The organism is Pseudomonas fontis, from assembly GCF_028656955.1.
GTDB classification, from domain to species: Bacteria; Pseudomonadota; Gammaproteobacteria; order Pseudomonadales; family Pseudomonadaceae; genus Aquipseudomonas; species Aquipseudomonas fontis.
In genome coordinates, this window is the sequence record NZ_JAMDGY010000043.1 from 1 (window position 1) to 18,475 (window position 18,475).

General features: G+C 58.1%; 16 protein-coding genes and 5 tRNA genes. 7 read left to right on the top strand and 14 right to left on the bottom strand.

Features of this window, described 5'->3' with window-relative positions; translation table 11 throughout:
* Window positions 1-252: 252 nt before the first annotated feature.
* The 5 genes from M5G11_RS15160 to M5G11_RS15180 all read right to left on the bottom strand — a co-directional run bounded on the left by M5G11_RS15160 (window position 253) and on the right by M5G11_RS15180 (window position 4,537).
* Entirely contained in the window at window positions 253-2,211 is a 1,959-nt protein-coding gene (locus M5G11_RS15160) for a S8 family serine peptidase (RefSeq protein WP_273910716.1), read from the bottom strand.
* An 80-nt stretch (window positions 2,212-2,291) separates the two neighbouring features.
* The gene (locus M5G11_RS15165) at window positions 2,292-2,501 is read right to left on the bottom strand and encodes a hypothetical protein (RefSeq protein ID WP_273910715.1); all 210 of its coding nucleotides are present in this window, start codon (window positions 2,499-2,501) and stop codon (window positions 2,292-2,294) included.
* A gap of 4 nt (window positions 2,502-2,505) precedes the next feature.
* A complete protein-coding gene (locus M5G11_RS15170) occupies window positions 2,506-3,612 on the bottom strand; it encodes an AAA family ATPase (protein ID WP_273910714.1) in 1,107 nt (368 codons plus the stop codon).
* A gap of 365 nt (window positions 3,613-3,977) precedes the next feature.
* Window positions 3,978-4,053 (bottom strand) — tRNA-Thr (locus tag M5G11_RS15175).
* A gap of 73 nt (window positions 4,054-4,126) precedes the next feature.
* Window positions 4,127-4,537 carry a pilin gene (locus tag M5G11_RS15180; RefSeq protein ID WP_273910713.1) on the bottom strand — a complete coding sequence of 137 codons (411 nt, stop codon included), beginning with the start codon at window positions 4,535-4,537 and terminating at the stop codon, window positions 4,127-4,129.
* Between the two features lie 212 nt (window positions 4,538-4,749).
* On the opposite strand from M5G11_RS15180, the gene M5G11_RS15185 reads away from it, so the two are divergent.
* Genes M5G11_RS15185 through yacG form a run of 4 tightly spaced genes read left to right on the top strand, consistent with a single transcriptional unit; the run spans window position 4,750 to window position 7,643 of the window.
* On the top strand, window positions 4,750-5,958 hold the full coding sequence (locus M5G11_RS15185; protein ID WP_273910712.1) for a type II secretion system F family protein: 1,209 nt from the start codon (window positions 4,750-4,752) through the stop codon (window positions 5,956-5,958).
* 1 nt (window position 5,959) lies between these two features.
* Window positions 5,960-6,823 carry a prepilin peptidase gene (locus tag M5G11_RS15190; protein WP_273910710.1) on the top strand — a complete coding sequence of 288 codons (864 nt, stop codon included), beginning with the start codon at window positions 5,960-5,962 and terminating at the stop codon, window positions 6,821-6,823.
* Window positions 6,823-7,446, top strand: coding sequence for a dephospho-CoA kinase (gene coaE, locus M5G11_RS15195; protein ID WP_273910709.1), 624 nt, complete (start codon window positions 6,823-6,825; stop codon window positions 7,444-7,446). Before M5G11_RS15190 ends, coaE begins: the two co-directional genes overlap by 1 nt.
* Window positions 7,443-7,643 (top strand): DNA gyrase inhibitor YacG, encoded by a 201-nt coding sequence (yacG, locus tag M5G11_RS15200; protein WP_273910707.1) that lies wholly within the window; start codon window positions 7,443-7,445, stop codon window positions 7,641-7,643. Before coaE ends, yacG begins: the two co-directional genes overlap by 4 nt.
* Here yacG and M5G11_RS15205 read toward each other — a convergent pair.
* Window positions 7,637-8,323: an energy-coupling factor ABC transporter permease gene (locus M5G11_RS15205; RefSeq protein ID WP_273910706.1), complete on the bottom strand. Its 687-nt coding sequence runs from the start codon at window positions 8,321-8,323 to the stop codon at window positions 7,637-7,639. The two genes, yacG and M5G11_RS15205, sit on opposite strands and share 7 nt — an antisense overlap.
* A 263-nt stretch (window positions 8,324-8,586) precedes the next feature.
* On the opposite strand from M5G11_RS15205, the gene M5G11_RS15210 reads away from it, so the two are divergent.
* The 3 genes from M5G11_RS15210 to M5G11_RS15220 all read left to right on the top strand — a co-directional run bounded on the left by M5G11_RS15210 (window position 8,587) and on the right by M5G11_RS15220 (window position 10,937).
* Entirely contained in the window at window positions 8,587-9,216 is a 630-nt protein-coding gene (locus M5G11_RS15210; protein ID WP_273910704.1) for a DUF1780 domain-containing protein, read from the top strand.
* Window positions 9,217-9,383: 167 nt separating this feature from the next.
* On the top strand, window positions 9,384-9,557 hold the full coding sequence (locus tag M5G11_RS15215) for a DUF3094 family protein (protein WP_273910703.1): 174 nt from the start codon (window positions 9,384-9,386) through the stop codon (window positions 9,555-9,557).
* 84 nt (window positions 9,558-9,641) lie between these two features.
* Entirely contained in the window at window positions 9,642-10,937 is a 1,296-nt protein-coding gene (locus M5G11_RS15220) for an NAD(P)/FAD-dependent oxidoreductase (RefSeq protein ID WP_273910702.1), read from the top strand.
* 65 nt (window positions 10,938-11,002) lie between these two features.
* Here M5G11_RS15220 and M5G11_RS15225 read toward each other — a convergent pair whose 3' ends face one another.
* From M5G11_RS15225 to rluD, 8 genes are all read right to left on the bottom strand, one after another.
* A complete protein-coding gene (locus tag M5G11_RS15225) occupies window positions 11,003-13,039 on the bottom strand; it encodes a multicopper oxidase family protein (protein WP_273910701.1) in 2,037 nt (678 codons plus the stop codon).
* Between the two features lie 238 nt (window positions 13,040-13,277).
* Window positions 13,278-13,354: transfer RNA gene (locus M5G11_RS15230), tRNA-Pro, on the bottom strand.
* Between the two features lie 99 nt (window positions 13,355-13,453).
* A tRNA-Lys gene (locus tag M5G11_RS15235) sits at window positions 13,454-13,529 on the bottom strand.
* Window positions 13,530-13,534: 5 nt separating this feature from the next.
* Window positions 13,535-13,611 (bottom strand) — tRNA-Pro (locus M5G11_RS15240).
* Between the two features lie 10 nt (window positions 13,612-13,621).
* Window positions 13,622-13,697 (bottom strand) — tRNA-Asn (locus tag M5G11_RS15245).
* A 302-nt stretch (window positions 13,698-13,999) separates the two neighbouring features.
* Window positions 14,000-16,564, bottom strand: coding sequence for an ATP-dependent chaperone ClpB (gene clpB, locus M5G11_RS15250; protein ID WP_273910699.1), 2,565 nt, complete (start codon window positions 16,562-16,564; stop codon window positions 14,000-14,002).
* 124 nt (window positions 16,565-16,688) lie between these two features.
* Window positions 16,689-17,429, bottom strand: coding sequence for a peptidoglycan editing factor PgeF (pgeF, locus tag M5G11_RS15255; protein ID WP_273910698.1), 741 nt, complete (start codon window positions 17,427-17,429; stop codon window positions 16,689-16,691).
* The gene (rluD, locus tag M5G11_RS15260; protein ID WP_273910697.1) at window positions 17,426-18,388 is read right to left on the bottom strand and encodes a 23S rRNA pseudouridine(1911/1915/1917) synthase RluD; all 963 of its coding nucleotides are present in this window, start codon (window positions 18,386-18,388) and stop codon (window positions 17,426-17,428) included. Before rluD ends, pgeF begins: the two co-directional genes overlap by 4 nt.
* Between the last annotated feature and the right edge of the window lie 87 nt (window positions 18,389-18,475).

Sequence of the window (18,475 nt, forward strand, 5' to 3'; positions counted from 1 at the left end):
AAAAATCTGACAGTCCCGGAAACTTGGAACCCGGCCAAGCCGAAGCCTGCCCACACACGGCCGCCATAACACAAAAAAGCGAGCACAAAAAAGCGCCTGCAATCGTGATAGGGGCGCTATGTGCGCCAAGTTTTCAAACGGGTTTCCACGCCCGGTCGCCACTCTCATAATCGCGACCGAGCCAGAGTACCCCCACTAGTTACAACCTGCAAGCTCAAAATAATGAAACATATAAAACCAGTAAACTTTAAATTATCGGTTATCGACCTCAACACCAAGATCAATATTTGTCGCATTTTCCACGTACCCTGACAGCTCATTAATCATTGAGTTATAAATCCCGGGCTCCCCATTGGGAGATTGGAATGTTAGTACAAATGCCACTTCTTGCTCCGGAAGTCCATGGTGATCATTCAAACCATATTGATAGAGATCACGGGCAAAAATTCGCGCATGCAGTCTCATCGAACCTTTTTGCACAGACTTTCCATTAAATGGTTTCGCATGTCGCCTTATCGAACTCCACTTTGCGAGGTCTTTCCTAGCATCTGACTCTTTGATTTTTGCCTCTTGCATTGTCCCCAAAAGATTTCCAATCTTACCTTTCAGATCCCTAGCTTGCAGAGCAACCTGAAGCCTAGTCGAAAAGTAATTTACCCCACCTAACTCTGAGACTATTGGCTTGAGAATAGCTGTAAGGGATATTCTACCGACAAGCTTACCATCTGATATCATTTCAGGAGGTATGGGTAATTCATTCCAGTAGTACGCACTCCCTGCCTTTAGTTTAGATACCCAAGCCAAGGTAACCGTACCCTCTTTACATGCCCATGGCATTGTATCCTTGGCCCAAGGAGTGCCCCACCCAAGCTCTGGGCAGTGCCCATCCAGCTCCGCATCATTTATCAACAATGCCCTTACCAAATCTGGAGTTGGAGCCTTTAGACTTGCAAATGTATGTGCCGCCAGAGAGGATATGAGTGGTGCGCTGTAGCTAGTACCTGTATTTACCACTCCCCCGATCATACGCAATTTCGAAAACCAGGAAACGTCCGGCTTCTTCATTCCAGCCGCTGCTGGCCCCTTAAGACTAATAGGGCAAGCCTTATCCGGTGTACCAAAAAGACCTGCGGTACGACCGCTTACTGTCAGAGATCCCTCACAGTCCGCCGGAGCGCACAGCCTTGACTTATTCTCACCAGAAATATTTCCAATAGAAATCACTGGGAGAATATTAAACTCGCGAGCAATCTTATTGATTTCGTGACCAAGGTAGCTAATTTCCGAAGAGTTCACCGAGGGCATCAACTCATTAAATGAGAGATTCCAAACTTTCGCATAACTACTTGTTTCCTTCGCAATCCCCCTCAAATAGTTCAAAAACTGACTTTGCGTAGGTTGCTTCGGAGTTCCAGATTTCGCAATTGCTTGAGCCGTAACAAACCGACAGTTAAGTGAAGGTAACGATAGTTTATTATTCCAAGAAAACCCATTACAAACCAACGAAGTAACCTGATTCCCGTGAATACCATTTGCGCTGTGACTATCAACCAAAGGAGGAGCAGCCCAGTATTCAAATGGTGCGTAGCTCAATGCCGTTCGACCACCATCTATAACTACAACAATAGGTAGTCCTTCAGGGTTAACCCCTCCAAGACTCGGCTCTGGTCCATTTCCGGGAAGCGCTGAATTTGAACTTATTCCAAACACCGGCTCGATTCTATAGGTAGTGCTCGAAGCTGCGATTTCCTTGAGAGTTTCAAGCGAGGAAATTTCAGCGCAGAAAGCTCCGACTCCCGTTTCAATATAATTCTCGAAGATCGACACAAAAGCGGGGTCAATTTCAATAGAAACATCTACGACTTCAGAGTCTTGTCTGAACACATTGGAAAATTCCTTATCCCCCAGCGAAACTCCTTTTTTCTTACAAATCTTCTCAAAATCCCGGACAACCGACTCTCTGCTATCTCTATGAGCGAATGGCAAAAACCAAAAACTGAATTGTCTAGCACTTCTTTCGTTCAAGTCGCCCCATAACTCCTCAACACCCTTCCCCCGAAGTATTTCCCCAACATCAAAAAGCTCAACCGACTCAACCCTGGAAATATCAACCTTAGTTACAATAGACCTGGCGGACTTAATTCTTTTTGACATCACCTCAAAACTACCAACCCCACTTTCGAGCAGATAGCCATCAAAAGCTGGAGCCACAATCCGACAACCAAACTCGCTCGAAAATATATTCTTAGGCGTCCAAGTTGAAGCATGAGAGTCAGAAAACATCCTAACGATCAGATGTACTCTATCACCATGAAACTTAATGCTAGTCTCTTTTTCGGAAAGTAGCTCAAAGCTTCTTGATAATTTTTTTCTTTGGGCATCAAGCCTACCCTGGCGAATATCGTCTTCCCCTTCCCCCCCCCTTTTACTGCGGAGGGCGATGGCACTCTCAAAAAGCTGAGCACAGGGTTGATTATTGGTTTTCCATTACCTTCAGCCATAAAATCACTCTCTCAAATAGCCAGATATCGTTTGGCGACTAGTCGATAATATTTTTGCCAAGTCAACCTGAGCAACGCCATAGGACTTATAAAGAATCGTCGCAATTTTCTTTTTCTTAAACGTGGACAACTCCCCCCCTTCGGGGGTAGCAGTGTTACCAAGAGCACTATTCATTGTGGCTTCAACAACTGAGGCCATATTAACATCTGACTTCGTGAGAACTGACTTCCTTCTTACCGCCAAGGACAAACTCTCAATATCCCCGCCACTAAGACCATCAGATATCTTAGCGAGCATCAAGATCATGCTTTCCTCTCCGCCGTCAACAAACAGAAAGTGCTTCCACAACTCCTTCCTCATTTCAAGATCGGGAACAGAAAAGTCAATTTTATATGGAAATCTTCTCCAAATTGCAGGATCCAGCAACCCTGAATGGTTAGTAGCCGCAATGACAACCGCGTGATCATCTAGCGAGTCAAGGCCCTGAATGAGAGTATTAACTACACGTTTTAGTTCTCCCAGTTCATGGCGATCATCTCGAAGCTTGGCCACTGCATCCACCTCATCTAAAAACAAAACTCCATTTCTTTTAGGTATGAAATCAAAAATTTGCCTTATATTTTTAGCTGTATCGCCCAACAAAGAAGAAATGACCGAATCAAGCCTAACCGTATACAAGGGCCTATTTAACTGTGCCGCGATATGCCCTGCAACTAGCGACTTACCTGTTCCAGGCGGACCTGAGAGAAGAAAATTCAGACGACCAGAGAGACCATGAGAAATAAGCTCATCAACATTGATCACATCTGACAAAAAAGTTTGAAACACATTCTGCGATTCTTGATTCAACACTAACGGTGTTACTGGCCACTGGGTTTCCTCCAGTAGCGGTGCTCGTGACTTAGAGTCAACTGGCAAACTATCTATATACCCTGAACTTTGAAGTGGAACACCTTTTTTCCTGAGAATGGATTTTATTTTTTTTGCACATTCAAGATCGTCACTGCTTATAGATTTTGCAATTCTATTGCTAGCCGCTCTCACGTCAGAATAGTTGGCATCTAATGCAGCCTCAATCAACGCAACTATATCGTCTTGATTGACTTGCATACTAATTCTTCCTTCACCGCGAGAAATAAAAAACACGGCAAATGTCAAGCATAACGAAGCATTCGTCAAGTATTTTTATGTTTCTGACCAGATGATATCGCTTTATGTAAACCCCTATGCCAGCTATGGTTCACAGCTGTGCAGCTGCTCTTCAATCAGAGCACGGGGGGAAGTCACTCGATTTGGCAAAATCAGAAAGTACGCATAAGCCAAATGACAGGAGTGAAGCATCGTGATGATTGCTACGAAACGCCTCTACTGAAATAGACCTGTGCAAATCAACCGTCAAAAACACCAAAGCCCGCACTAGGCGGGCTTTGGTGATCCGTCCCGCATCCGGCGTTTAGCCGTTCGGAACTACAAGATGGTGCCGGAGACAGGAATCGAACCTGCGACCTTCGCGTTACGAGTGCGCTGCTCTACCGACTGAGCTACACCGGCGTGACAGCAACGCTACCACTGCCGCCGCGCCGACGCAAATCACTGTTTCGCAACAGCTATTAACGCAGTGATATCACGGTGCCGTGCAGCCGGCCGGGGCCAGGTCGGCCTCGATATCCGTGCTGCACGCCCAGCCCGTCGCCGCACGGGTCAGGGTCAAGACCTTGCCCGCCACCGGTGCCGGCGCATCCACCAAGGTACAAGCCAACGTCCCCGCACCACTCGCCGCCGTGCCGCTGGCAACGATGGTGCAGTTGGCCGTGCTGTCCTTGCCGCCCAATGCCGCAACGTTGGCGACATCCTGGCCCTGGGTCAGGCGCACTTCAAAGGCCGTCTTCAAGGCCGCAATTTCCGCCAGCCCCGCCGTGGCCTTGGCCCGCGCCTGGTGGTTGGTGTACATGGGCATGGCGATGGTCGCCAGAATGCCGATGATCGCAACCACAATCATCAGTTCGATCAATGTAATACCGCGTTGCCCTTTCATGGACGCACTTCCCCTTAAACAAATACTTTCAAATTCCGCCCGCAAGCCACCCTGTGCGACAGGCGCGCCAGTAGGCCCCAACGGACACCTTTTGTCACCCTGCTGTTGGCAATGCACCAACCTGGCTCGACTACTCTAGTGCTCACCGGGCAGCACTGCCGGCCCGAGCTGTTTCCAGTTTTGTGAACGTCAACCGCAGCAAGGAAGTCGCGATGACCACCAAGACCCGCACCTACACCTGGCAAGGCATCGACCGCACCGGCGCCCGCGTCAGCGGCCACAACCAGGGCCACAGCCCCGCCCTGATCAAGAACCTGCTACGCCAGCGCGGCATCCGCCCCACCCAGGTCCGCACACAGCACAACTTCAGCCTGAAACTGCCCGCCACCCTGAGCAGCAAGGACCTCACCCAGTTCAGCCGCCAGCTCGCCACGCTGTTCCAGGCCGGCATCCCGCTGCTGCAAGGCTTCGACATCATCGCCGAAGGCTGCAACAACCCGGCCCTGCAAACGCTGGTCAACGCCCTCAAAACCGATATCAATGCCGGCAATAGCCTGGCCGATGCGTTGCGCAAACACCCGCGCCACTTCGATGCGTTGTACTGCAACCTGATCGCCGTAGGCGAACTGACCGGGCGCCTCGATACCCTGCTGGACGAGTTGGCCACCTACCAGGAAAAACGCGAAGCCCTGCGCGCGCGCATGAAGAAGGCAATGATCTACCCGATGCTGGTGCTGATGGTCGGTTTCGGCGTCGCGGCGTTGCTGCTACTCAAGGTGGTGCCGCAGTTCGAGAGCCTGTTTGCCGGCTTCGGCGCGCAGTTGCCAGCCTTTACCCAGGCGGTGATTCACCTGGCCGACTGGCTCGGCAATCACCTGCTATTGATGCTGGGGATGACGGTCGGGACGGTGCTGGCCGCCAGGCAGGCCTATCAGAAGCGTCCGGCCTTTCGCCTGTGGGCCCTGCAACACGCCATGCAATTGCCGATTCTCGGCGCACTGCTGCAGCACGCGGCCATGGCGCGCTTTGCCCGCACGCTGTCGACCGCCTTCGCTGCGGGAGTACCGTTGCTGGAGGCACTCGGCCCGGTGGCCAGCGCCAGTGGCAATGCCCTCTACGAACAGGCCATCCAGCGGCTGCGCCAAGCACTCGCCAGCGGCAGCTCACTGAGCGCCGCCATGCGCGCCAACCCGCTGTTCCCACCTTTAAGCGTGCAGATGTGCGGCATCGGCGAGACTTCCGGCACGCTGGACGATATGCTCAAGCGCATCGCCGGTCACCATGAGCAGGCCATCGACCACCTGCTGGACAAGCTGGCCAGCCTGCTCGAACCGCTGATCGTGCTGATACTCGGGCTGATGGTCGGCAGCCTGGTGATCGCCATGTACCTGCCGATTTTCAAACTGGGCGACGTGATCTGAAATGAATGTGTGGGACTTCTTTGCCAGCCAGCCGCTGGCCTACCTGATCGCCGCCAGTGTGCTGGGGCTGATCGTCGGCAGTTTTCTCAATGTGCTGGTGCACCGCCTGCCGCTGATGCTCGACCGCCAATGGCGCGCCGAAGCCCGTGAAGCGCTCGAGCTTCCGGCGCAAAGCTCGCCGCGCTTCGACTTGTTCCTGCCCGCCTCGCGCTGCCCGCACTGCGAACACCAGATTCGTGCGTGGGAGAACATCCCGGTCATCAGCTACCTCTGCCTGCGCGGGCGGTGCGCCAGTTGCAAGGCACCGATCAGCCCGCGCTATCCGCTGGTGGAGCTGACCAGCGCCGGGCTTGCCCTGTTCGCCGCCTGGCACTTCGGCTTCAGCGCCAGCGCCGCAGCATTCATGCTGTTGAGCTGGGGGCTGCTGTCGATGAGCCTGATCGATATCGAACACCAGTTGCTCCCCGATGCCCTGGTATTGCCGCTGCTGTGGCTGGGCCTGATCGTCAACGCCTTCGGGTTGTTCGTGCCGCTCGAAGAAGCACTGTGGGGGGCGGTGTTCGGCTACCTGAGCCTGTGGTCAGTGTATTGGTTGTTCAAGTTGATCACCGGCAAGGAAGGCATGGGCTACGGCGATTTCAAGTTGCTGGCCCTGCTCGGTGCCTGGGGTGGCTGGCAAGTGCTGCCGCTGGTACTGCTGCTGTCGTCGCTGGTCGGTGCCCTGCTGGGCCTGGTTTTATTGCGCATGCGTGGCCAGCAGGCAGGCACGCCTATCCCCTTTGGTCCTTACCTGGCCATCGCGGGCTGGATCGCGCTGCTCTGGGGTGGTCAAATAACCACTTCCTATCTGCAATTTGGATTCTGATGAGCACGCCCGCCTTCACCCCCTGGATTCTCGGCCTGACCGGCGGCATCGGCAGCGGCAAGAGCGCCGCCGCACAACGCTTCGTCGAACTGGGTGTGCACCTGGTGGACGCCGATCAGGCCGCCCGCTGGGTGGTCGAGCCCGGTCGTCCGGCGCTGGCCAGCATCGTCGAACGCTTCGGCCCTGGGGTGTTGCAAAGCGACGGTCAGCTCGACCGCGCCGCGCTGCGCCAACTGATCTTTGCCGACCCGGAGCAGCGTCGCTGGCTTGAGGCGTTGCTGCATCCGCTGATTGGCCAGGAAATCTTCAGTTATCTGGCCAAGGCCGAATCGCCCTACGCGGTGTTCGTCTCGCCGCTGATGATCGAATCAGGCCAATACCAGCGTACCGATCGCCTTCTGGTGATCGACGCGCCCCAGGCCTTGCAGATAGAACGTACCTTGCAACGCGACCAGACCAGCCCCGAGCAGGTCCAGGCGATTCTGGCGGCCCAGACCAGCCGCGAAGAGCGCCTGCGCCATGCCCACGATGTGCTGGTCAACGACCGTGACCTTGACTGGTTGCGCTCGGAGGTCGACCGCTTGCACCACTTTTATCTGACTTTACGAGGAGGCCAACCATGAGCCAACCCACCACCGTTGACTGCCCTACCTGCGGCGCCCCTGTGGAATGGACGGCGGCCAGCACGTTCCGGCCATTCTGTTCCGACCGCTGCAAACTGATCGACCTGGGGGCCTGGGCCTCTGAAGAACACAAGATCCCGGTAGCCCCGGATGCCGAGGACGAACTGTTCTCTGGCGAGCTGGACCCGCGTCACTGAGGATCGTCATCTTTCCATGGGGCCTGCAGGTAGCGGGTCCTGTTGAACGTCTCCAGCCACTCCGGGCAGAACACCACCAGGGCGCTGATCACCATGCCGTTGATGAAGGCCTCGGGGAAGATGATCAGCCAGAGGTAGCCGATAAAGTCCTCCAGCCACTCCGGCATGGCGAACAGGCCGTCCAGCCAGAGCAGGCCCAGGCTGGCCAACAGGCACAGCAAAGCGGCCAGCGCGGCGGCGAAAAATCCCGACACGAAGATATAGACGAACAGGTTTCGCGGCTGTGCGCGCTCGACCAGGATTGCGCAGATTTCGGTGACCAGCACCGGTAGCGCGATCAGCAGCAGGCCGTTGACGCCCATGGCCGAGAGGTCTTGGCGGCCCAAGGCAACCAACCCCACTTGCGCGATGAAGCCGCCGAGGATTGCCAGCGGCCAGTCGAGCAGCAGGGTCACCGCGGTCATGCCGATGAAGTGGTACGACACGCCGGTGTCGAAATCGCGCCGTACCAGCCAGAGTGCAAACAGCGCGAAGATGGTGCCGAACAGCAGGTGCTGGCGGCGACGGTCGGTGAACAGCTCGACCCACGGCGAGCGCCAGATGGCCCAGGCCAACAGCGGGGCATACGCGAGCCAACCGAGAACCAGGCTTTGATCGGACAGGACTTGAGCGCCAATCACGGTGCGCGACCTTCTGTTTTTGGTATGGAGGCAGTCTACACCGAGCCTGCCCAGGAGACCTCACTACCCTGTGGGAGCCGGCATTGCCGGCGATTGGTTGCACAGCAGCCACAGTTTTTTAGCTAGCAATACCGGCCTCATCGCTGGCAAGGCCAGCTCCCACTGAGGTTTTCGCCAAACAGTCGCTATTGGCCACAGCCCACACCAACAATAATCCTTAACGCTCTACCAGCTATCACAATTTGAACGCTAAGCTTGTTCCCATGGATGACTCAGACTACCTGCGCCTGCTCACCATTCAGGCCGAACAAGCCAATGCGTTTCTCTCCAATGCCCGCAAATGGGAGCGTGAGCGTTGGGTCTGCCAGCGCCTGCTGCAAGGCCTGAACATTCCCTACCGCAGCGAAGACTTCGCCGCCGCCGGCCAGGAACCACCAGACGTGCTGTTCCGCGATGCCGCCTTCGAAGTATTTTTCGTCCTCGACGAAGGCCGGCGCCTCAACGATGAATGGCGCGAGGAACTGCAACGCCGCCGCAGCGCCTTCTCCCTCAGCCAACTGGTACGCCGCGAAGCCCGCCCCCGACGCATCAGCGCACAAGAGCTGCTGCAACGCCTGGCCCCCACCCTGCGCAAAAAAGCCCACAACTACCAGGAACGCGGGCTGGACCTGAGCGAACTGGACATCATCGCCTTCGCCAGCCTCAAGCGCGAAGTGCTCGACCTCAACAGCCATTTCCCCCCGCCCACCGAATACCTGCGCCAAGGCTGGCGCTCGCTGTCATTGGTAGGCCCGACCTTCGCCCGCGTGTTGTTCGCCCACCCGGACGCCCCCGACTTCCTGCGTGGCAACCTCGGGCGCAGCATCGTTTTCGACGTCGGCATCAGCCTCTGATCGGTCCCCGGCGAAAGCGGGATGGCAAAAAACCGGCGCCGATGATACAAAGCGCAATCATTCGCGACCAACACTCCCTATTGACCGTCAGGTGGGCGCCTTGCAAGCGACTACAGTGAACGCTGTAGCTTTCCCACAGTCACAAGCGTCTACCTGACGAGGCCACCATGACCAGCCGCCTGAATCCCGATGACCAGCGACGTGTCGATGAGTACCTGCGAGCCCCCCAGCACCAAGTCGAGCGCAAGCCTTTCCGGCCCTGGCTGCTCCTTTTGCTGGTGGTGTTCGTGACGATTGCCCTGGGCCTGTTGAGCCGCCTCTTGAGTTACATGGTGCTATGAGCTGCCTTGCGCTCGCCCAAAACGCCCGCCCCCTGTGGCCGGCCTCTAGAGAACCGAATTCCGTAAACCTTATGAGATATCCCCATGACTCACCGTATCGTGATTGTCGGCGGCGGCGCCGGCGGCCTGGAACTGGCGACCCGCCTGGGTAAAACCCTGGGCAAGCGCGGCAGCGCCAGCATCACCCTGGTCGATGCCAACCTGACCCACATCTGGAAACCGCTGCTGCACGAAGTCGCCGCCGGCTCGCTGAACTCCTCCGAAGACGAACTGAACTACGTGGCCCAGGCCAAGTGGAATCATTTCGAGTTCCAGCTCGGCCGCATGAGCGGCCTGGAGCGCGCCACCCAGCAGATCCAGCTGGCCGCCACCCTCGACGAGGACGGCCGCGAGCTGCTGCCTGCACGCACCCTGGGCTATGACACGCTGGTCATCGCCGTGGGCAGCAACACCAACGACTTCGGCACCCTGGGCGCGGCGCAGCATTGCCTGTTCCTCGACACCCGCAAGCAGGCCGAGCGCTTCCACCAGCAACTGCTCAACCACTACCTGCGCGCCCATGCCGGTGACCAGGCCAACGCGAAAATCAGCGTCGCCATCGTCGGCGCCGGTGCCACCGGGGTAGAGCTTGCCGCCGAACTGCACCACGCCGCGCACGAACTGGCTGCCTACGGCCTGGACCGCATCCAGCCGCAAGACATGCACATCACCCTGATCGAAGCCGGCCCGCGGGTACTGCCAGCCCTGCCCGAACGTATCAGCGTGCCGGTGCACAAGACCCTGGAAAAACTCGGCGTTACCGTGATGACCAATGCCGCCGTCAGCGAAGTGACCGAAGACTGCCTGAAAACCAGCAATGGCGAGGTGATCGAGGCCAGCCTGAAAGTCTGGGCTGCCGGCATCCGCGCGCCGTCGTTCCTCAAGGACATCGACGGCCTGGAAACCAACCGCATCAACCAGTTGGTGGTCCGCCCTACCCTGCAAACGACCCAGGATGACAACATCTTCGCCTTCGGCGACTGCGCCGCCTGCCCACAACCGGGCAGCGACCGCAACGTGCCACCGCGTGCACAAGCCGCGCACCAGCAAGCATCGATGTTGGTCAAAAGCTTGAAGGCACGCCTGGAAGGCAAAGCCCTGCCAACCTACGAATACCGCGACTACGGCTCGCTGGTGTCGCTGTCGAAGTTCTCTGCAGTTGGCAACCTGATGGGCAACCTGACCGGTAGCGTGATGCTTGAAGGCTGGTTGGCGCGGATGTTCTACGTGTCGCTGTACCGCATGCACCAGATGGCGCTGTACGGCACCTTCCGCACCCTGATGATGATGCTCGGCAGCCGCATCGGTCGTGGCACCGAGCCACGCCTGAAGCTGCACTAAGCCAGAAAGCACGCGCCCCAGCGCAATGCCGGGGCGCGTACTGGCTACTCAGCTGACGCCAGCCGTCAGTGTTTCATGCTGCCATGGGCCGATTCCGCCCGACCTCCTGCGCCATCCGGCAACGAAATCTGCACGTTCTGCATCATGCCCTGGTCCTCGTGATCGAGGATGTGGCAGTGCAGCACGTATTCGCCGATGTAACGCTGGTAGCGGGTGTTCACATACAGGGTGTAGAGGCCCTTCTTGTTGGTGATGGGGTCGAATTCACCGACCGGTCCCTTCACGAACAGAGTGTCCTTCCACACGCCTCGTAGCCCGGCAAACTGGGTATCGCCATCCTTGTCCACAGCCCCCGGCGCACTCAGGTCGGTGCCGTCTTCGTTGAGGATCTTCTGAATCTGGAACGGGTTCACGTGGATGTGGAACGGGTGGCTGGCGTAGGCCGAACTCAGCACCCATTTTTGCGCATCGCCCAAGGTCAATTTGCGCGGGATATCACCCGGCACATAGGGTACGGCGTTTGCCGCCGTGGTGCCGACCGCGAACTTGGTGTCCTCGGTGCGGGTGTCGATCAGGAACACCAGTTGCTGCTGGTCCTTGATCAGCTCCGACTCCTCGATGGTTTTATGCGGCACGAACTTGGTCAGCAGCAGGCCTTTTTTCAGGTCATCAACGACCTGCGTCTTGACCGGGGCGGCATAGTCGCTGCGCTGGGCGGCAGCAACCAGCACATCGGTCAGCGAGGCCTTGGCGGTGCTCGCCCCGCCCGCCTTGACCTCGACAAAGCCCAACAGTTGACGATCGCTCTTCACCTGGCTGACGTTGCCTGATGCAGTTTCACTGCCATCAACCACGCAGTAAAAACCGGGTTCAGGGAACGCCACCATCAAATCGAAGCGATAACCCGGCTGCAAGGTCACCTGCGGCAGTTCCTGGGCGTTGGCCAGGGTCAGGCCGTCGGCAGCGATCAGGTTGAACGGCACCCGCTCGCCTTTGCAGCTTTCGCCGATAAACGCGTCGGATTTGTCCGCCGCTACCCCCTGGGCAATCCGCGACTTGGCCGCCTCATTCATTTTCAGGAACTGCAGGGTGACCGTTTCACGCACGCCGGCATGCACCAGACGCCAGCGCTCGAACTGGCCCTGTTTGGCCTCGAACACAGGCTGCACTGCACCGTTCACGCTGGTAAAGCGGCCCGACTTGCCCCAGTCCTTGGGCCCGAACTGGTCGTACGACTCGACCACACCGATCTCATCCCCGGTGCAGTTCCACTTCGGGTCGCCCTCCGGCAACTTGCCGTCCTTGTCGGCGCAGGCGTAGGGGATCTGTTGCAGCACCAGCAAGCGCTCGTTGAACGGTTGCTCTGGCGATGGCTTGAGCAGGGTGTCGATATCACCGTTGCTTTGCTCGGTCGGCGGCCGATCGCCCCGAATGATCAAGGCCCCGGCCATGCCGCTGCCCACCTGGAGCGCAGTGGAACCATGGCGGTGCGGGTGATACCAGAAGGTGCCGGCCGGGTGGTCGGCAGGGATGTTGTACTCGTACTGGAACTTCACCTGCGGGTTGATCGACAGCAACACGTTGTCGCTGTTACCCGACGGGCTGACCCACAGGCCATGGGAGTGCAGGTTGGTGCCGTTGAAGCAGTGCGGCTCATCCGGCGTGTGCTCGCCACTGGTGCAGCTCGGGTCGGCTTCCAGTTGGTTGTCGAGATTAACCCGCACGGTATCGCCGGGCTCAACGTCGATGGTCGGTGCCACGAAGGGGCGTTTTTCGTCGACACCGGTGCCGGTGTAGCTGCGCAGCTTGACCGGTACGTCCCTGCCAGTGGCCGGGTCAAAGATCGTCGCGTTGGTGTACTTGATCACCAGATCCAGCAGGCGCTCGTGGCCAGCATGGACATTCGGTTGCGGCGTGCTGTCGGGTGCGGCCTGCATCAGCAGGGTGCCACGTGCGGTTTGCCGGGTGGGCTCGCTTTGGCCCAGTTCGGGCGGGTTGCTGAACGTACGCGACGCGTTGTCGGCATGCGCACCGCTGGCGGCGCACAATAGCGCCAGTGCGCTGAGGCCAAGCGGCCTTGCGCAGAGTTGAATACCTTTCATGCAATGCTCCTGCTTCATATCCTTGAAGTCGATTCGACACGAACGCAGCCGCCCCCCATGACCGCCACGTTCGAAATGGGCGCAGGGAAACGCGACGCGCAATGCGCGGAGCCTAAACAGTAGCCATGTGCTATCCCTGCCGCGCTAACGCTAGTGCGTTATCGGCAGAATGCAATGCGGGAAGGTAAAAAGCCGGAAACGAAAAAGGGCGCCTCTAAAGGCGCCCTCTTTCTGAATATGGTCGGGGTAAGGGGATTCGAACTCCTGACATCCTGCTCCCAAAGCAGGCGCGCTACCGGACTGCGCTATACCCCGGTAAAAAAAAGGCACCAACTAAGGCGCCTTTTTTAATGACCAGCCGCTAATGGCGAACTGATCTTTTAAGATTCAAACCCAGCGAACCAGATTCAAAAATGGTGGGTCGTGTAGGATTCGAACCTACGACCAATTGGTTAAAAGCCAACTGCTCTACCAACTGAGCTAACGACCCAAAGATGGTCGGGGTAAGGGGATTCGAACTCCTGACATCCTGCTCCCAAAGCAGGCGCGCTACCGGACTGCGCTATACCCCGGCTTGAAATTTGGCTCCGTGACCAGGACTCGAACCTGGGACCCAATGATTAACAGTCATTTGCTCTACCGACTGAGCTATCACGGAACTATCAATTTCAATTACAGCTACTGAAAATTTCGAAAACTGTATCACTACCGCTTCGAACTCTTCGACCTTGTGCATCGCTGCGTTCATGTCTCTGAGGCGCGCTATTCTACAACTTTCAAAACCCCTGTCAACCCTTAATTTGCATTCAACATACTGATTTGCAACTTTTTTTCAGATTCCCAATTCTGCCGGAGATCTGCGGGGTGACATACAGCGGGGCGCACTTTACAAGCACTCGAGAAAAAATGCAAAGAAAAAAGGCCTCGAAAATCGAGGCCTTAACGTTACACCCTGAAAAATCAGGCAAAGACGATTTCGTCGCCCTGCGCCGTGGCAGTAATTGCGCTGCCTGGCAGGAACTGACCGGACAGGATCATCTGTGCCAACGGGTTCTCGATCCAGCGCTGGATGGCCCGTTTCAGCGGCCGTGCACCATAGACCGGGTCGTAACCCACAGCGACCAGCTTGTCCAAGGCCTCCGCACTCAGCTCCAGGCTCAGGTCGCGCTCGGCCAGACGGCTGCGCAGGCGGCCCAACTGGATCTGCGTGATGCCGGCGATCTGCTCGCGGCCCAGCGGCTCGAACACCACCACTTCGTCGATCCGGTTGACGAACTCCGGACGGAAGTGCGCGCCGACTGCATCCATTACGGCTGCCCGCTGCGCCTCACGATCACCGACCAGGTCCTGGATCTGTGCAGAGCCCAGGTTGGAGGTCATCACGATCACCGTGTTGCGAAAATCTACTGTGCGGCCATGGCTGTCGGTCAGACGGCCATCTTCCAGCACCTGCAGCAACACGTTGAACACATCCGGATGGGCTTTCTCCACCTCGTCGAGCAGCACCACCGAGTACGGCTTGCGACGTACAGCCTCGGTCAGGTAACCGCCTTCTTCATAACCTACATAGCCTGGTGGTGCCCCGATCAGCCGCGCCACGGAATGTTTCTCCATGAACTCGGACATGTCGATACGCACCATCGCCTCTTCGGTGTCGAACAGGAACTCGGCCAGCGCCTTGCACAACTCGGTCTTACCGACACCGGTTGGGCCCAGGAACAGGAACGAGCCACTCGGCCGGTTCGGGTCGGACAAGCCGGCCCGCGAACGCCGTACCGCGTTGGACACAGCCACCACGGCCTCGTTCTGACCGATCACCCGCTCATGCAGCAGGCTTTCCATCTTCAGCAGCTTCTCGCGCTCGCCTTCGAGCATTTTCGACACCGGGATACCTGTCCACTTGGACACGACCTCGGCGATCTCTTCTTCCGTTACCTTGTTGCGCAGCAACTGGTTCTCGGCCTTGCCGTGCTGATCAACCATCTGCAGGCTGCGCTCCAGGTCCGGGATCACCCCGTACTGCAGCTCGGCCATGCGGCTCAGGTCGCCACGCCGGCGGGCAGTCTCCAGCTCCTGCTTGGATTGCTCGATCTTTTGCTGGATCTGCGCAGAACCCTGCACTTCGGCTTTTTCCGAGGTCCAGACTTCTTCCAGATCGGCGTACTCACGCTCCAGCCGAGCAATTTCTTCACGCAGTTTCTCGAGACGCTTGATCGCCGCCTCGTCTTCTTCTTTCTTAAGTGCCTGGGACTCAACCTTCAGTTGAATCAGGCGACGTTCCAGGCGGTCGAGCACTTCCGGCTTGGAGTCGATCTCCATACGAATGCGGCTGGCCGCTTCGTCGATCAGGTCGATGGCCTTGTCCGGCAACTGACGGTCAGTGATGTAGCGGTGGCTGAGCTTGGCCGCGGCAATGATTGCACCGTCGGTGATCGCCACCTTGTGGTGCACTTCATAGCGCTCTTTCAGGCCACGAAGAATGGCAATGGTGTCTTCTTCGCTAGGCTCTTCCACCAATACCTTCTGGAAGCGACGCTCAAGGGCGGCGTCCTTCTCGATGTACTGGCGGTACTCGTTCAGCGTGGTAGCGCCAACGCAGTGCAATTCACCACGGGCCAGGGCCGGCTTGAGCATGTTGCCGGCATCCATGGAGCCTTCGCCTTTACCGGCGCCGACCATGGTGTGCAGCTCGTCGATGAACAGGATGATCTGGCCTTCCTGTTTCGACAGCTCATTGAGCAGGCTTTTCAGACGCTCTTCAAACTCGCCACGGAACTTGGCACCAGCGATCAACGCACCCATATCCAGAGAAAGCAGGCGCTTGCCTTTCAGGCCGTCCGGCACTTCGCCATTGATGATGCGCTGTGCCAGGCCCTCGGCGATGGCGGTTTTACCCACGCCAGGCTCACCGATCAGTACCGGGTTGTTCTTGGTACGACGCTGCAGCACCTGAATGGTACGGCGGATCTCGTCGTCACGGCCGATCACCGGGTCCAGCTTGCCTTCTTCAGCACGCTTGGTCAGGTCGACGGTGTACTTATCCAGGGCCTGGCGCGACTCTTCGGCGTTCGGGTCATTGACCGCCTCACCACCGCGCAGGTTGCTGATCGCGTTCTCCAGGGCTTTCTTGCTCACGCCCTGGCTGAGCAGCAACTTGCCCAGCTTGCTGTTCTCGTCCATGGCGGCGAGCAGCACCAGCTCGCTGGAAATGAACTGGTCGCCCTTCTGTTGCGCCAGCCGGTCTGCCTGGTTGAGCAGGCGCGCCAGGTCCTGCGACATGTTCACGTCGCCGGTCGGGTTTTGGATTTTCGGCAGTTGGTCGAGCTCTTTGCTCAAGCCTTTACGCAGGCTGTTGATGTCGAAGCCGACCTGCATCAGCAACGGACGGATCGAACCGCCCTGCTGATCGATCAGGGCTTGCAGCAGATGAGCAGGCTCGATGGCGGGATGATCCATGCCAACGGCCAGGGATTGGGAGTCGGATAACGCCAGCTGTAATTTGCTGGTCAAACGGTCTATTCGCATAAGTTACCTTCCTTTATGGGCAGGCCGGAGCGATGGACACACCTGATGAAGAGAAGCCTGCCAGAGATACCCACATAGATAAGGGTGATTCTCGAAGATTCAAGCGTAGCGGGCTTGATCCAGGTCAGCGAGGTGCGAGCCAGACCAGCGAGGCGAAGCGCCCCGAGTTCGGGTTGCGACGGTAGGAATAGAAGCGCGGGTCTGTGACGGTGCACTCGCCACCGCCATAAACAGCGGTAACGCCACGGGCGGCCAGGCGAATGCGCGCCAACTGGTAGATGTCGGCCATGAACTTGCCGGGCTGATTGCCAGGCACAAAGGCCGAAGCACTTTCCGGATGAACGGTCATGAACGCGTCGCGAACTTCACCACCTACTTCAAAGGCCTTGGGGCCGATGGCGGGGCCAAGCCAGACCAGTACGTCTGCGGGTGCCACACCGAGCGTATCCAGCGTGGCTTCCAGCACCCCGCCGACCAGCCCGCGCCAGCCAGCATGCGCCGCCGCGACACGGGTGCCGGCGCGGTCGCAGAACAACGCGGGCAGGCAATCGGCGGTCATCACGGTGCAGGCGATACCGGGGGTGGCGGTCCAGCTGGCGTCTGCCTCGGCGATAATCGCCGGGTTGGCGTCTGCCACCACCAGGCCATGCACCTGCTTGAGCCAGGCCGGCTGGATGGCGAACTCGGCGCCCAGGCGTCGACGGTTCTCGGCCACTGCTGCCGGGTCATCGCCAACATGGTCACCGAGATTGAAGGATTCGTAGGGCGCTACGCTCACGCCGCCCTGTCGCGTGGTGACGCACGCCCGTACCCCGGCTGGCGCAGGCCAGTTCGGGATCAGCAGGTCATGCGTCAGGCCGGTCACCCGACAAACGCCTCGCGATCCTGCTTGAGCAGCGACAGCAACCAGACGAAGTCGTCCGGCAGTGACGATTCCCAGCCCATGCGCTCACCGGTGATCGGGTGATCCAGCTCCAGGAAGCGTGCATGCAGGGCCTGACGCGGGAAGGTCTTGAGGGCATCGACCATGGTCACGCTGGCAGCCGGCGGAATACGGAAGCGGCCACCGTAGACCGGATCGCCGACCAACGGGAAGTTGACGTGAGCCATGTGTACGCGGATCTGGTGAGTACGACCGGTTTCCAGCTTCACCCGTACATGGGTATGCGAACGGAAACGGTCCAGTACGCGGTAGTGACTGACAGCCGGCTTGCCGCCTTCGGTCACGGCCATGCGCTGGCGTTGACCGCCATGGCGACCGATCGGGGCGTTGATCTTGCCCCCGGCGGTCACCACGCCAATCACGATGCACTCGTAGATACGGCTGACGCTGCGGTTCTGCAGTTGCTCGACCAGACGCGTCTGGGCCTGGATGGTCTTGGCGACCACCATCAGACCGGTGGTGTCCTTGTCCAGACGGTGCACGATACCGGCACGCGGCACGTTGATGATGTCTGGCACATGGTGCAGCAAGGCATTGAGCAGGGTGCCATCGGCGTGGCCGGCAGCCGGGTGAACCACCAGGCCCGCAGGCTTGTTGATCACCAGGATGTGGTCGTCTTCGTAGACGATATCCAGCTCGATGTCCTGGGCGATCCACTCGCCCTGGGCTTCCTGCTCGGCGTCCAGCGCCAGCAGCGAGCCACCGTGAACGATATCGCGAGGACGCAAAACAGCGCCATCAACGGTCAGACGGCCCTCTTTGATCCAGGCGGACAGGCGCGAGCGCGAATGCTCGGCAAACAATTGGGCGGCGACTTGGTCGAGGCGTTGCCCGCCCAAATCGGACGGTACCTCTGCGCGAAGTTCAATATTCTCGGACATGCTCGAATCAGGCGGAGGCACAGCCTTTGGTTTCGGCTGCACGCTTGTGGTTAAATACGGCGTCTTTTGCCCCGAGGGTTCCACGGG

Excerpts from the sequence above, each read along its gene's own strand:
- rluD (WP_273910697.1), bottom strand. The coding sequence starts at position 18,388 with ATGTCCGAGAATATTGAACTTCGCGCAGAGGTACCGTCCGATTTGGGC.
- M5G11_RS15215 (WP_273910703.1), top strand. The coding sequence starts at position 9,384 with ATGACCAGCCGCCTGAATCCCGATGACCAGCGACGTGTCGATGAGTAC.
- yacG (WP_273910707.1), top strand. The coding sequence starts at position 7,443 with ATGAGCCAACCCACCACCGTTGACTGCCCTACCTGCGGCGCCCCTGTG.
- M5G11_RS15170 (WP_273910714.1), bottom strand. The coding sequence starts at position 3,612 with ATGCAAGTCAATCAAGACGATATAGTTGCGTTGATTGAGGCTGCATTA.
- clpB (WP_273910699.1), bottom strand. The coding sequence starts at position 16,564 with ATGCGAATAGACCGTTTGACCAGCAAATTACAGCTGGCGTTATCCGAC.
- M5G11_RS15225 (WP_273910701.1), bottom strand. The coding sequence starts at position 13,039 with ATGAAAGGTATTCAACTCTGCGCAAGGCCGCTTGGCCTCAGCGCACTG.
- M5G11_RS15190 (WP_273910710.1), top strand. The coding sequence starts at position 5,960 with ATGAATGTGTGGGACTTCTTTGCCAGCCAGCCGCTGGCCTACCTGATC.
- M5G11_RS15220 (WP_273910702.1), top strand. The coding sequence starts at position 9,642 with ATGACTCACCGTATCGTGATTGTCGGCGGCGGCGCCGGCGGCCTGGAA.
- M5G11_RS15180 (WP_273910713.1), bottom strand. The coding sequence starts at position 4,537 with ATGAAAGGGCAACGCGGTATTACATTGATCGAACTGATGATTGTGGTT.
- coaE (WP_273910709.1), top strand. The coding sequence starts at position 6,823 with ATGAGCACGCCCGCCTTCACCCCCTGGATTCTCGGCCTGACCGGCGGC.
- M5G11_RS15165 (WP_273910715.1), bottom strand. The coding sequence starts at position 2,501 with ATGGCTGAAGGTAATGGAAAACCAATAATCAACCCTGTGCTCAGCTTT.
- M5G11_RS15210 (WP_273910704.1), top strand. The coding sequence starts at position 8,587 with ATGGATGACTCAGACTACCTGCGCCTGCTCACCATTCAGGCCGAACAA.
- M5G11_RS15185 (WP_273910712.1), top strand. The coding sequence starts at position 4,750 with ATGACCACCAAGACCCGCACCTACACCTGGCAAGGCATCGACCGCACC.